Genomic DNA, 15017 nt, shown 5'->3' with positions numbered 1-15017 from the left:
GGCAGATGAATCAGCAAGATGCGATGGACAAGCTGTTATACCAGCTGCAGGCCTTTAAGAAAAAGTTCTACCTCAACCTGTTGTTGCGCGGGAGCATTTTCGCCATAGGCTTGCTGATGTCCATTTACATCGTGTACAGCCTGCTGGAGTATATCTTTTACTTCCCGGTGATCGTGCGGGCCTTTCTGCTGTTCTCGTTCGTTGGCCTCACGATTTACGCCCTCATTCGCTGGATCATTCTTCCTATCTCAGCCCTGACAAACCTCCGGAAGCTGCTCTCTGACGAGCAGGCCGCCGCCAGGGTAGGAGACCATTATCCTGAAATAAAAGATAAACTACTGAATGCCATTCAGTTAAAAGACCTTGATCGGACAAACGAACTTATCGCCGCCAGTTTAGCCCAACGTTCCTCTCAGCTTGTCAATTATCCTTTCGAAGAGGCAGTTACGTATCGCGAGAACAAGCCGCTCCTTAAATACATTGCATTGCCGGCGGTTATTATGCTGCTGATCGCTTTGCTATACCCTACCATATTTGTGCAGGGCACGGAGCGAATCATCAACTACAAGAAACACTATACTCCGTTGGCCCCTTTCCGGTTTGTGGTGGAGAACGAATCGCTACAGACTTATAGAGGAGAGGACTTTGAACTGAAAGTGCAGCTGGAAGGCAAGACTATCCCGAGCGAAGTATACATTCACTACAACGGCAGACGCCAGCGACTGCAGAAGAGCAGCAACGGCTATACCTATACCTTTAAGCAGCTGCAACGTCCTGTGGAGTTCCAATTAGAGGGCTCCGGCTTTATGTCTGACGACTACAACCTTAACCTGCTCTCCCGGCCTAACCTGAAGAACTTCCATATGGAAGTGGCATACCCTGCTTACCTGAAGAGAAAGCCTGAGCTGATTCAAAACACCGGAAACGCGACTATACCTGCAGGCAGTACCATCACCTGGAACTTTGATGCAACCGAGACAGAGCGCATTGAGCTCAAGTTCGAAAACCCCTCTGAATCGCTTGTAGCCAAACCTAAGGCAAACTTATTCACAGCTAGTAAGCAGTTTACCGAGAGCCAGAATTACGACATTGACCTACGAAATGCACATAGCAGCAACAAAGAAGAAATCAATTACCAGATCACCACTATACCTGACCGCCACCCTCAGATCTCATTGGAGCAGTACCACGACTCAGCGCTTTACCGCTTTGTGGTGCTGGCTGGCGAAATATCAGATGACTATGGTTTGACACGACTTGTGCTGAACTACAAAGTGACTAATGACAAGAACCCGCAAGCCAAGTATAAGAGCGTACCGATCGGCCTGAACCGACAGCAACTCAGCCAGACTTATTACCATCAGTGGAACACAGCTAGTCTGCAGCTGAACCCCGGTGACAAGCTGGAGTACTTCGTGCAGGTATGGGACAATGATGGCCTGAACGGACCTAAAAGTGCCCGTACCCGCTCCTTTGAGCTGCGGGTGCCAAGCCGTCGTGATCTGGAGCAGGAACTGAACAGCAATGCACAGTCGGTGGAGAGCCAGTTGAGCAAATCACAGGAGAGAAGCACGAAGCTGAAAGAAGAACTTGCCCGGTCCGAAGAAAAGATGAAAACCAAGCGCGACCTGAACTGGCAGGACAAAAAGCAATTGGAAGACCTGGCGGAGAAGCGCAAGCAACTGGAGCAGGACATCTCCTCGATGAAAGAATTATTCGACGAGCTCAATAAAAAGCAGAACATGCTCTCGGAGCAGGACAAACAGCTGGCTGAAAAGGCACAGGAGCTGAAAAAGCTGATGGATAGCCTACTTGATGAAGAAACCAAAAAGCTGTACGAGGAACTGGAAAAACTATTGCAGGAGCAGAGCCCTAAGGATTCCGAACTGCAAAAGCTGCTGAGCAAACTCGACAACCGTGAGCGCAACCTGGAGCGCGAATTAGAGCGGGCGCTTGAACTGTTTAAGCAACTCCAGTTTGAGCAAAAGCTCGACAACATCACCAATAAGCTGGAGGAAATGGCCAAGGAGCAGGAAGAACTGGCCGATAAAACCGCCCAAAAGCAGGAAGACAATAAGCAATTACAGCAGGAGCAGGAAAGCATACTGAAAGAGTTTGAGCAGCTGAAGCAGGACATGAAAGACCTGAAAGAGCTTAACGACAAGCTTCAGAACCCGAACCAGATGGACGAGCAGCAAATGCAGCAGGAACAGCAGCAGATTGAGCAGGACATGGAGCAGGGGCAGCAGCAGCTTGAAAAGAACCAGAACAAGAAAGCCAGCGAGTCGCAGCAGAAGGCAGGGGAGAAGATGAAGCAGATGGCTCAGCAGATGGAGCAGATGCAGAACAGCATGAGCATGGACGGTATGCAGCAGAACCTCGACAACCTCCGCGACATCCTGGAGAACCTGATCAAGCTGTCATTTGACCAGGAAGGGCTGATGAAATCGTTCCGGGGTGTTAACCAAAGTGATCCGCGTTTTATTTCCCTGTCCCAGCAACAGCTCTCACTTCGCGACAATGCCAAGGTAATCGAAGACAGTCTTTTTGCTCTTGCCAAGAAGGTATTCCAACTGGAGTCGTTTGTGACACGAGAGGTGGCCCAGATGAACCAGAGCATGGACAACAGCATGAAAGAGCTGCGCGACCGCAATGTTGGCCGAGCCACCGCCCAGCAGCAGCTCGCCATGACATCCATGAACAACTTGGCCCTAATGCTCAACGATGCTCTGAAGCAAATGCAGCAGGCCATGCAGCAAATGCAGGGCAGCATGGCCTCAAAACAGAAGGGCAGTAAGCCCCAACCCGGTGATTTTGGCCAGATGCAGGATGCTTTGAACAAAAAAATCGAAGAATTAAAAAAAGGTGGCAAGTCAGGTAAGGCACTGTCTGAAGAATTAGCTAAATTAGCTGCGGAGCAAGAGGCTTTGCGTAACGCCCTTAAAGAAATGGAGAAACAGGGACAGAAACCTGGGGAAAAGGGCGGTAACGGTGAGTTAGGAAATATCAGCAAGATGATGGAACAAAGCGAGACTGATCTCGTTAATAAACGTTTGACTGAGCAGACCATCATGCGACAGCGCGAAATTCTTACTCGTTTGCTGGAAGCAGAGAAGTCAATGAAGGAGCGGGAACTGGATAACAAACGTGAGGCCAAGAGCGCTCAGGATGTCGCCAGAAGGGTTCCACCATCATTCGAAAAGTATTTGAGAACAAAAGAGAAACAAACGGAATTGCTGCAAACCGTATCACCGGCGCTTACGCCTTACTACAAACAGAAGGTTAGCGAGTATTTCCAAAATATGAGTAACTAATACGCACCTTATAGCATCACTAACAAGTAATATGAATCAGGTTAAAATTCAGATTCCTTCCTTAATCGAGAACATCCGGGTAATAGAAAGCTTCATAGACAATTCAAAGGAAGAATTCGAGTTTGAAGACGACGTTTATGGCAACATTATGGTAGCCGTAACAGAGTCTGTGAACAATGCCATCCGCCATGGCAATAAATTCGACAAGGAAAAATTAGTATACCTTACGCTCCAGGTAGAGAATAATCAGCTTCTTTTTGAAATTGAAGATGAAGGACCTGGTTTTGATTATGACACCCTGCCTGATCCTACCGCTCCTGAGAACTTGGAGAACCCTGGAGGCCGCGGTATCTTCTTGATGCGTAACCTGTGTGACGAAGTAAACTTCCTCGACAATGGTAAAAAGGTGCAGCTAATCTTTAACATCACACAATCACAGAATGGATCATCCAATTGAGTTCTTCAGCGAGGATATTGATTTCTCGCTGGAAAACCCAGAGCAGATTTCCGACTGGATTGCAGACATCATAGAGCAACACGAGCAAGAGCTGGTAAGCCTGACTTACATTTTCTGTTCTGACGATTACCTGCACCAGATCAACGTAGAGTATCTGGATCACGACACACTCACAGACATCATCACCTTCGACAATGCCGACATGGAAGGCACTATCGAAGGTGATATTTTTATTAGCATTGACCGTGTGCGCGACAACGCCATGACACACGGCACCTCTTTTAATGACGAACTTCACCGCGTCCTCATCCACGGCGTTCTTCACTTGCTTGGTTTCAAAGATAAAACCCCTGAGCAGGAAGCAGCTATGCGCAAACTCGAAGATTCTTCCTTATCTTTGCGGAAATTTTAATCGCAAATGAGGGAATTACCAACCTCCCTTTGATGTTTCACGTGAAACATCTCTAAATCCTGAATACATGTTTCCAGAATACGATATCATAGTTGTAGGTGCGGGCCATGCAGGCTGTGAAGCCGCTGCTGCAGCTGCCAAAATGGGCTCTAAAGTTCTTTTGGCGACCATGAATATGAATACCATAGCACAGATGTCTTGCAACCCTGCTATGGGTGGCGTTGCAAAAGGTCAGATTGTGCGTGAAGTTGATGCGTTGGGTGGTATGAGCGGTATTATTACCGACGAGACCATGATCCAGTTCCGCATGCTGAACAAATCGAAAGGGCCTGCCATGTGGAGCCCTCGTGCACAGAGCGATCGCATGCGATTTGCTGAGGTCTGGCGACTGACACTGGAGCAAACGGAGAATGTAGACTTCTGGCAGGAGATGGTGACAGGTATAGAAGTAGAGGATGGCAGAGCCGTTGGTGTACGCACTAGCCTGGGGATAACTATACATGGAAAGGCAGTAGTCTTAACGAATGGCACATTTTTGAATGGCATTATCCACATCGGTGAGAAGCAGATGGGTGGTGGTCGCTCAGCAGAAAAATCAGCAAAAGGCATAACAGAGCAGCTCATTCAACTGGGCTTTGAGGCAGGCCGCATGAAGACCGGAACACCTCCACGTGTAGATGGCCGCTCACTCGACTACAGCCGTATGGAAGAGCAGTTCGGCGACGAGAATCCTTCAAAGTTCTCTTATACTGAAACCACGCCGTTGGCTAAGCAACGAAGCTGCTATATCACCTATACAAATTCAGACGTACACGAAATCCTTAAAACTGGCTTCGAAAAGTCACCTATGTTCCAGGGACGCATTCAGGGATTAGGCCCACGTTACTGCCCATCCATCGAAGACAAGATCAACCGATTCGCTGATCGTGACCGTCACCAAATTTTTGTGGAACCGGAAGGGTGGAATACAGTAGAGGTATACGTGAACGGTTTCTCCAGCTCACTGCCGGAAGATGTGCAGTTGAAAGCACTGCGTAAGATCGTGGGATTTGAGAACGCCAAAATGTTCCGCCCTGGTTATGCGATCGAATATGACTTCTTCCCGCCAACGCAGCTGAACTTAACGCTGGAAACAAAGCTGGTGCAGAACCTATACTTTGCTGGCCAGATCAACGGAACAACAGGGTACGAAGAAGCAGCTTGCCAAGGATTAATGGCAGGTATAAATGCGCATAACAAGATAAACGAAAAAGCGCCGTTTATTCTAAGACGATCAGAAGCTTACATCGGTGTATTGATCGACGACCTGGTAAACAAAGGTACTGACGAGCCATACCGTATGTTTACTTCAAGAGCAGAACACCGTATCCTGCTACGTCAGGATAACGCTGATATCCGCCTGACAAAACTTGGCTACGAGCTTGGATTGGCTGACGAAAGCCGTTTAGCTGCTGTGGATAAGAAGATCTCAGAAACGGCTGAAATCATCGCTTACTTAAGTAACAAGCCAATCGAGCCCGGAGATATCAACAGCATGTTGGAGCAGATGGGCTCAGCTCCAATCGTAGAAAAGCAGCGTGCAGGCCAGTTGATCAAGCGACCAAACATCGAGATCAAACATATAGCCGAAGCCGTGCCAGCCGTAGCAGAGTACCTAAGCAAGTTCAAAGCTGACAGTGTAGAGCAGGCTGAGATAGCCGTGAAGTACGAAAGCTACATCGAGAAAGAGCACACCATGGCTGCCAAAATGGGAGAACTCGAGAACTATAACATCAAAGAGAAAATAGACTACCGCAACATACCTGCTTTGTCAGCAGAGGCGCGTGAGAAATTGCTACGTATACAGCCTGAGACAATCGGGCAGGCATCACGTATCAGTGGCGTGTCACCAGCTGACATATCTGTACTAATGGTATACCTTGGAAAATAAATGAGCTACGAAAGACTGGAGCATTGCCCGATATGTGGCAAAGAAGATTTTAAGAACTTTCTGGTAGTAACAGACAACGCGGTCTCAAAAGAGAGCTTCGTAATTGTGGAATGTGAGAACTGCACATTCAAGTTTACGAACCCGCGACCTGATGCCACCAGTATTGATAAGTATTACGAATCTGAAGAATACATATCGCATAGCAACATCAAGACAGGCATTATCAACAGGGCCTATCATGTGGTGCGCTCCATTACTACGAAGCAAAAAGTAGAGCTTATCAACAGACATGCTCCAGCCAAAGGAGCTATACTGGATTATGGCTGCGGAACAGGCGTGTTCCTGAATGCCTGCAAAAACGACGGTTGGGATATAAGAGGAGTTGAGCCCAATACCCGCGCCCGTGAGGAGGCTTCAGGCCAAACAGGTGAAATAATAGCAAAAGAACTTAGTGAGATAGGAGGAGAGAAGTTTGAGGTAATCACGCTCTGGCATGTGCTGGAGCATATCCATACCCTGAACGAAACACTTTCAGAACTCATCAACCTGCTGCAGGACGATGGCACCCTGATCATAGCTGTTCCCAATGCCGATTCGCACGACGCGCAACAATACAAGGCAGACTGGGCGGCTTATGATGTGCCGCGCCACCTGTATCACTTCACACAACCAACCATGAAGCGCCTGCTCAAGAAACATAAGATGAAACTAGAGGAAGTGCTGCCCATGAAGTTTGATGCCTATTACGTGAGCATGCTCAGCGAGAAACAGAAGGAAGGGAAGACAAAGGTCATCAGCAGTGTGGTTAATGGATTTAAGTCTAACAGCTACGCAGAGAAAAATGGCAACGATTACTCGAGCCTGATCTTTGTGGCAAAGAGAAAATAAACACCACCTATTGTGTTAATAAATAAGAACAAGGCAAGCGAAAGTTTGCCTGTTTTTCATTTAAACGAATATTAGATGAAAATTGTCAACAGCCTTTTACTTGCAGCTTCAGTCATTACCATTTCTTCATGCGCCAGTATAAACAACCCGGAAGGAGGACCTAAGGACGAGGACGCGCCAGAACTTCTGAACAGCAATCCGAAGTCACAGGAGCTGAATGTAAGTACCCGTACCATCACGCTTGATTTCAACGAAGAGGTCCAGCAAAATAACCTGCAGAAGGAACTCCTGATCACACCGTTTACCGACAATAAATATCAGGTGCGATCGAGCCGGACCAGAATGGAATTAGTGTTTGAGCAACCCTTAGAGGAAAACACGACCTATACCTTAAACTTCAGAAAAGGCATACAGGATATTACGGAAAAGAACATCGCCGAAGGATTAGTATTAACGTTTAGCACAGGCAATTTCATAGACTCGAGCAGGGTAAGCGGACAAGTGGTAAGAATGCTGACGCAGCAACCGGAGAACGAAGCCGTGGTGGCTTTATACCCTACAAACGACACGCTCAGCATCAGGAAAAGCAGACCTTACTACCAGACGCAGACAAATGCTAATGGGGAGTTCACCTTCGAAAACATAAGAGATGGTGAGTACAGAATCTACGCTCTGACTGATAAAAATAATAACTCCCTTTATGATTCAGAGGAGGAGTGGATCGCCTACAAAGCAGAGCCGATAAGCGTGACAAGCGAGGAACAGGAAGTAGTGCTTCAGACTGTTAGGATAGATACAAAACGCCCCATCCTGCAGCGTCGCGAAAGGTATACAGATCGATTTGTGGCCAATTATAATGAAGGTATAGAAAGCTTTGTAGCCAGGCCGGTTGACTCGCCAAAAGATACCTTAATTCATAAAGTATCAACTGACGGAAAGATAGTGGATTTATTTGGCGACAGCCGTTTCGCTGGAGGAAGAGCTATACTGACGGCCCTGGACTCAGCAGCTAACCGCACAGTGGACACCGTACAGATAGCCTTCGAAGGTAAAAGAGCACAGCGGGTGCAGGGTGCACGTCTGAAACAAAACGGCAATACAAGCAATGGTGCCATCAGTGAAGGACAGCGTGTCGTAATTGAATTGGAAACACCGGTGAAGATTCAGTCAAAAACCCCTGTACGGCTATTAGCTGACAGCATAGAGGTGGCCAGACTGATGTATCCCGAACAAGTGGCACTTGATCGCACGGCAACAGAGATAAGCTTTGTAATGCCTAAATGGACAAACAATAACCGACAGGCTACCATCGTGCTGGATAGTGTAGGTATAGTGCCGGTACAGGGTGAACGTTTCACTATGCCGACCCTGCAGGTAACGGTGGCAGAAGCCAGAGGAGCAGGAAGTCTGAGAGGAGCGGTAAAAACAGAGCAAAAGAGCTATATCATCCAACTGGTAGATAACCAATACAAGGTGAAGCACCAGGTGCGGAATACAAGGACATACAATTTCCGAAGCATTGAGCCAGGTACTTACTTTATTCGCGTGCTACTAGATGCCAACAATAATGGCAAATGGGATGGGGGAGACCCTGAGCTGGTAAGAGAGCCTGAGCAGGTATACCTCCACGACAAGCCACTGGAGATAAGGGCGAACTGGGAGATGGAGGAAAACATCGAATTTTAGAGTAAAAAAAGGGAGCCACAGCAGCTCCCTTTTTTTGTATCCGACTCATACCAGTCAATCAATAACCCGTGGATAAGCAGCAACGAAAACGGGGGAAAATTACCTGCAGGACCTAAACCAAATAAATTGTCCACAGAAACGTGTGATAGCAAAAAGAGAACAGAGGAGAAACTGTGATCGAAAGACTGAGATGAAAATAAGAATAGGTCATAAAACCAGTATATGATTCCAGCTTTGTGCTCCTGATGTCAAATAAACAATTGCCAGCTATCACTCAGGTATAGACAACAAGCTGGAACCAACGAACTATCAAGCGATGATTATACTGTCTTACCATCGCATTCATTTAGACACTCTTCAAGAGCCAAACAACTTCCCAAAGCCTTGTGGAATAACCTAAGATTGATGATACAATCTAACCAAAATTCATGCATAGGTATAGCGGAACAAAGCAGTTAAATTCAAAATGAGAGCTGCTTAACGAGTGCTTAGGAGATATAAATACTACCAGTATATATCTGGAATATGAATCTGTGATAGATTCGAGAGCAACACTAAAGACGAAAACCTATACCTGGTACTGATATCCCCTATAACTCATCTTGAATAAAGAGGGAGACTGATCTTAAAGAAAGGAGGCAAAATCGCGTGGTGAGGATGTGGGCGGAGTTAGCGGTAAAATGGAGTACTCTTTAATTAAAAGGGTGCCGAGTCACTACTTACCTGTCGTATACCTAAGCAAATACATTACACCCAACCTAATTGAAGAACGTGCAGTAGCTCTTCTGAAGTTCGAATAGCACAAGCTGAAAATCTCCACTCCATTTCGAGCTGCCTGCCAACAATCAAACAGACTGCTACCAGTTAAAATGCTGCGGATGTATCATACAGAATTTATTTCAGTTTGAGATGGCCGTGCCAGAGACTTGTGGAACATAATCACAACAGGCCAGAACTTGTATGCAAAGAAACCTGCTCCTCTTCCGTAATAGGTAAAATTGATCACCGTCAGAGGCTATAAAATCCTCCGGAATACAAAATCAAAAAAGATGTTTAGAAATCCACAAAAAGGGTGGGTATAAATGTGGACAAGTGTGGATCAAATCTGATAACTCAAAGCGAGCATGTTCCACAAGTAGGGCAAAGGGACTGTGGAACACACAAAAAGTGGAAAGCAGTTGACAAAGGTATACTGAAAAAAGGGTTTTCCACGGCAGCACAGGTATGTGAAAAAAGTAATGCACACAAAATGGGTAAAAGTGGAAAAAGCGGTTAAGTGATTGAGAGATAAAAATTAACAAAAAAATAAAATGTGGGAAGGCAGGTGCAAAGCAAGGGTATATAAAATGAAAATGAGGACAATTCAGAATGTTCCACAGTTATTAACTTATAAACAGCCTTAATGATGAAAGAAGATTTATTTAAAAATTTATCTAATTAAAATTAATAAGGTCAGGTAAGATGTGGAAAGCTGGATAAGTCGGGCCAAAAAGAGAGAAAGGATGATCAAAAAAGAGAAGGAAAGGTAGGGCGCAAGAAAAGGCAAAAAAATAAAAGCCCTATATTTATAAGGAGAAAAAGTAAACGCTAACATAAAACTATGACATTACTTCTAAAGCTGGTTCCTCCATTTGAGGATCCGGTGCTGATATTTACACTGGTACTGCTGATCATACTTATTGCCCCGATCATACTGAATAAATTAAGGATACCGGGTATAGTAGGGTTGATATTGGCAGGTGTACTCGTAGGCCCCAATGGATTTAACCTGTTACTAAGGGACTCCAGCATCATCCTATTTGGAACAGTAGGCATACTCTACATTATGTTCTTAGCCGGACTAGAGATGGATATGGTTGGCTTCAAGAAGACCAAAATGAGAAGTATAGTTTATGGCGCCCTTACCTTCCTGATTCCCGTTATTTCAGGTACAATACTATTCTTTTATGGGTATGACTACCAGATAAATTCTGCAGTGCTGCTTTCGTGTATGTTTGCTTCGCACACCCTGCTGGCCTACCCAATTGTAAGCAAGATGGGGCTTACAAAGAATGAGGCCGTCACTGTGACGATAGGTGGCACAATCATCACAGATACAGCTGTACTATTGGTACTGGCTGTAGTAGCAGGAGTAGCGCAAGGAAACATAGGTATAGGCTACTGGCTACAGCTGTTGGTGTCACTTTCCATATTTGTGGCGATTGTGATGTTTGTTTTCCCAATGATAGCTAAGTGGTTCTTTAAGCAGATAGAAAGCGAAAAAGGGGCACAGTTCATCTTTGTATTGACATTGGTATTTGCAGCGGCTTTTCTGGCTGAACTAGCGGGGGTGGAAGCTATATTAGGTGCATTTTTAGCTGGGCTGGCCTTAAACCAACTCATTCCACATACCTCAGCCTTGATGAATAGGTTAGAGTTTGTTGGCAACAACATTTTTGTTCCATTCTTCCTGATAAGCGTTGGAATGCTCGTTGATGTTAGTGTGCTGTTTGAAGGCATAGAAACAATCATGATGGCGGTTGTTATCATAGCGTTGGCATTAGCAACGAAGTGGTTACCGGCATATATTACCCAAAAGCTGTATGGCTATACTACTACCCAAAGAAATTTGATGTTCGGACTAAGTACAGCAAGAGCGGCGGCAACTCTTGCTGTGATACTAGTTGGTTACGAACTAGGCATAATCGGAGAAACGGCCCTTAACCTAACCGTCGTACTAATACTAGCTACATCGTTGGGTAGCTCATTTATTACAGAAAAATCTGCTAGGGTTCTTGCCATTATAGAAAGCCGTAGAAAGCCTGACCTGAGCGAAAAGCCAGACCGTATCATGGTGCCTATAGCAAACCCCAAAACACTGGAAAGCCTGGTTGATCTGGCCATCATGCTGAAGAACCCTCACTACCATGAACCAATCTACCCACTAGCTGTGGTGATAGACAACGAGCATGCAGAGGAGGAGATCTTCAAAAAGAATAAAATGTTGCAAGAGGCCATCAAACATGCCTCGGCTACGGACCACGATGTACAGCTTGTCTCCAAGATTGATATAAACGTAGCTAGTGGTATACTTCGGGCTATTAAAGAACTGATGATAACAGAAGTGGTCTTGGGATGGAACGCCAAGATTACAACCCGCGACAGAATTTTCGGTACCGTGTTGGACAATCTGCTCAAAAACACAGAACAGATGATCTTGGTATGTAAAATTGTGCAACCGCTCAACACAACCAACAGGATCGTTGTGATTGTACCAGCCAACGCTGAACTGGAAAGAGGCTTCTTACGCTGGATACGCTCAGTTAAATTGTTGTCGTTACAATTGGGGGCTAAAGTTGTATTTATGGCTGGCAGGAGGACTCTTAACAGACTGAAGACAGAAGTAAAATCAAATAAACCTGCTATAGACGCCACCTATATGCCACGCCCAACCATGGCGGAGTTTGAGCACAACCAGACAGGTATAGGCAAAGACGATATGGTAATAGTGATTTCAGCACGTAAAGGAACAGTGTCTTATATCAGTGAACTGGATACAGTACCACGTGTCTTGTCAAGAAACTACAAAGACAACAGCTTTATCATCGTTTATCCTGAGCAGTACCCTGTGCTGTACGAAGACGACCAATTTAACATGACAAGCATAACAGACGACACAAGGGCAAGAAATGAAATTTGACTATGAACTGGATTTCAAAAAAAACGATTTCAGAAAAAATCCGGAGCTGTACCGTATAGGAAAAGGAGAGCAAGGGGTGTTGCTGGTGGAGCCGTATAAGTCGGAGATACTACCGCATTGGCGCTTTAAGACGCCCGAGATCGCACGGGAGTCGTCGGAGCATATCTACGGGTTGTTTTTGGATTACCTTCGTCAGAACGACTTTGTAGGCGCTGATATGGCACGCAAGTTTTTGCAGATGGGCTATACCCGCTCACGCCGCTATGCGAACCACCGCACGGGGCAAAAGTATAAGGGCCCCGTACCGGATGATAAGAAAGGGCAGAGCGGAGCTCACGGCCGCGACCGACTACCGCTAGACCCCGATCCGGTAAAAGCTGAATCGGCTCGTATTTTTAAAGAAAAGTGGGAAGAGGCGAAGGAAAATGACACGTATAAAAAGCTGATGGCCGAATTCAGGTCGAAGTACGAATCCTAAAAAAAATGAATTGTTCATTGTATCAATTAACCTTTTAATTCCGAAATTAGTAAATCACATATCTTTGCATACAAGATAAAACTAGATAGCAACATGGTTAACAAAGAAATCAGGTTAGGCAAAGGGCTTGGTAAGATCAAGTTTGGCCTTACAATGGAAGAAGTAGAAGAACTATTGGGCGAACCTGAAGAAATAGAAGAGTCTGACGAAGAAGATGAATTTGAGCATCAGGCCTGGAACTACTGGGAGGAAGGCTATTCTCTTTACTTCGACAAAGAAGATGATTATAAACTGAGCTGCATCGAAACGGCCAATCGCGACGTGAAGCTTTGGGAAGAGCGTATTTTTGAAATGAGCCGTGACCAGTTGAAGCAACTGTTTGCCGACCACGGCTACGAAGACATAGAAGAAGAGGAAATGGAGACAGGCGAGACCCGCATTTCTTACGAGAAGGAAATGATCGACCTTTACTTCGACGAAGACCAACTGATCGCCGTGAATTTTGGCGTGTTCATCAACGACAACCTGGAGGTTGTTTGGCCGGAGAAATAAGAAAACAGTTTTTCTACATAGATCCCGGTTTCTGCAAAGGAGCCGGGATTTTTTTTTCATCAGGTACAGCAGCTAGTGTTAAACTTGTAAGTCAGCCCAGGTATAGTGGGTGACTTGAAAGATTCACAGGCACTTTTTTGCTTATCAGTGCGAAAAACAAAGCCGGCATATTAACGTGTACCCATGTGGAAAATCTACTAAGAATGTAAGCTATAGGTGCAGAGGAGGCAATTTTTGGCAGATACTATGCACAACCTAAACCGTTACAAATCAAAAAGGCCCGACTGATGCCGGGCCTTTTCAATAGTTGAACAGGTATAGCCTATTCGAAGAAGAAGTTATAAATCTCTTGCTGGATAACCGGGTTGATGGCAATCGCCATGATAACCGAAATAACCAAACCGATCGTGACAGACAGGATATCCTTGCCGATAAGGCTGAATGTTTTGGCAAGTTTGGCGCTACCTTCCTGCGCTCTGATGCGCATACCCAGCTCACGGCCTGCCAGCAAACCGATGAACACCCAGGTGGTACTCATTGGCATGTTATTAAGTTCTTTGAAGAAGTAAAGGATGATGGCGTACACCAAGTCAATAATGGTGGCGCTGCGCACGTCACGCACATCCGATTTTTCGTTGATGATCTCCTGTATTTTCTCACCTTTCTTAAAGAAAAGAAAGCCCATACCCAGGAAAATAAAACCAGCGAAAGCAGCAAACTCCCAGATGTTGAGCGAGCGCGGCAGGTATACGGCTACGTTCGCTAGGTCTTGCGCCAGCCAGGTATGCCACAGGAAACCCGATACAACCCATTGCGCTACTGTCCAGAAGCTATGTGCCTCGCCTTTCACGAAGCGCTTGATAACTTTTGAGAGTGCCAGGTATAGAAGAAGCGCCGTGCCAAAGGCAGCGACATAGCCCAGCAAACTCTTTTCTATCATGCCCACAATGGCACCTGAACTGACCGTGAACACGCTCAGGAGCATGAAGGTGGTGGATACAGGTATACGGAAGCGGGTAAGGAGCAAGAGGATGATTGGGGCGGCCAGCTGCAGGAAAACGAAGTTGTCAGGCGTTTGGTCGAATCCCTTGGAGGAAAGGCGCTGATATGTTACGTCACCGTTGAACATGTACCAGCTGTAGAATACCGTGCCCAGGAAGATCGTACCCATGAAAAGCCACTGCCAATACCAGGCCCGCTTTTCGTTGGAAACGATAAAGGTACCAATGGTTTGGATACTGTCGTTGGCGATAGCTGAGTAAGCGGCGAACAGGAAGCCTACCCACATTGCAATGGAAGCGTAGGGATAGACAATGCCGGCTACGATGAAGGAGAAGGCAATAAAGTAAAGGAACTTCTTCTCCTTTTGAAACAGAACGTCCAGCAAACTGAAGCGCTTTCTGAACTTATAAGGCTGGGTAGGTACTGCTGGTTTTTTACCCTTTTTAGTCTTAGCCATTTTAAAGAATTGGGTGAGTTTTTAAAAAACGACGCAAGTTACCATAAAATAGGCGAGTAGTCTGGTTATCCAATGTTAAGAAATTATTAACAGATGCATCCTTATACCTATTTGGCAGTGTAGAGTTGTAAATGGCTAAGCATGAATGGGTACAGTGCCAAA

At 45.8% G+C, this 15017-nt stretch carries 10 protein-coding genes; 9 read left to right on the top strand and 1 reads right to left on the bottom strand.

Going from position 1 to position 15017, the window contains the following annotated elements:
- The first annotated feature begins 5 nt into the window (after positions 1–5).
- The 9 genes from AC5FXQ_RS07995 to AC5FXQ_RS07955 all read left to right on the top strand — a co-directional run bounded on the left by AC5FXQ_RS07995 (position 6) and on the right by AC5FXQ_RS07955 (position 13396).
- Positions 6–3314 carry a DUF4175 family protein gene (locus tag AC5FXQ_RS07995; protein ID WP_493601951.1) on the top strand — a complete coding sequence of 1103 codons (3309 nt, stop codon included), beginning with the start codon at positions 6–8 and terminating at the stop codon, positions 3312–3314.
- 31 nt (positions 3315–3345) lie between these two features.
- Positions 3346–3771 (top strand): ATP-binding protein, encoded by a 426-nt coding sequence (locus AC5FXQ_RS07990; protein ID WP_007656655.1) that lies wholly within the window; start codon positions 3346–3348, stop codon positions 3769–3771.
- Positions 3755–4183: an rRNA maturation RNase YbeY gene (gene ybeY, locus AC5FXQ_RS07985; protein WP_493601950.1), complete on the top strand. Its 429-nt coding sequence runs from the start codon at positions 3755–3757 to the stop codon at positions 4181–4183. Before AC5FXQ_RS07990 ends, ybeY begins: the two co-directional genes overlap by 17 nt.
- A gap of 67 nt (positions 4184–4250) precedes the next feature.
- Complete coding sequence (gene mnmG, locus AC5FXQ_RS07980; protein WP_493601949.1) at positions 4251–6113, top strand: tRNA uridine-5-carboxymethylaminomethyl(34) synthesis enzyme MnmG; 1863 nt, start codon at positions 4251–4253, stop codon at positions 6111–6113.
- Positions 6114–7001, top strand: a complete 888-nt coding sequence (locus AC5FXQ_RS07975; RefSeq protein ID WP_493601948.1) for a class I SAM-dependent methyltransferase — start codon at positions 6114–6116, stop codon at positions 6999–7001.
- Between the two features lie 75 nt (positions 7002–7076).
- Complete coding sequence (locus tag AC5FXQ_RS07970; protein WP_493601947.1) at positions 7077–8687, top strand: Ig-like domain-containing protein; 1611 nt, start codon at positions 7077–7079, stop codon at positions 8685–8687.
- A gap of 1600 nt (positions 8688–10287) precedes the next feature.
- Positions 10288–12366 carry a cation:proton antiporter gene (locus AC5FXQ_RS07965; RefSeq protein WP_493601946.1) on the top strand — a complete coding sequence of 693 codons (2079 nt, stop codon included), beginning with the start codon at positions 10288–10290 and terminating at the stop codon, positions 12364–12366.
- Positions 12356–12844, top strand: a complete 489-nt coding sequence (locus AC5FXQ_RS07960; RefSeq protein WP_493601945.1) for a DUF4385 domain-containing protein — start codon at positions 12356–12358, stop codon at positions 12842–12844. The genes AC5FXQ_RS07965 and AC5FXQ_RS07960 overlap by 11 nt, the downstream gene beginning before the upstream one ends.
- A 93-nt stretch (positions 12845–12937) precedes the next feature.
- Positions 12938–13396 (top strand): hypothetical protein, encoded by a 459-nt coding sequence (locus AC5FXQ_RS07955; RefSeq protein ID WP_493601944.1) that lies wholly within the window; start codon positions 12938–12940, stop codon positions 13394–13396.
- A gap of 322 nt (positions 13397–13718) precedes the next feature.
- Here the strand turns inward: AC5FXQ_RS07955 and AC5FXQ_RS07950 are convergent, their stop codons facing one another.
- The gene (locus tag AC5FXQ_RS07950) at positions 13719–14855 is read right to left on the bottom strand and encodes a hypothetical protein (protein WP_493601943.1); all 1137 of its coding nucleotides are present in this window, start codon (positions 14853–14855) and stop codon (positions 13719–13721) included.
- Positions 14856–15017: the final 162 nt, after the last annotated feature.

The sequence above is a fragment of the Pontibacter sp. LHS1 genome, assembly GCF_058932855.1.
The sequence above is the reverse complement of the archived record's forward strand: the minus strand, read 5'-3'. Positions and strand labels throughout refer to the sequence as shown.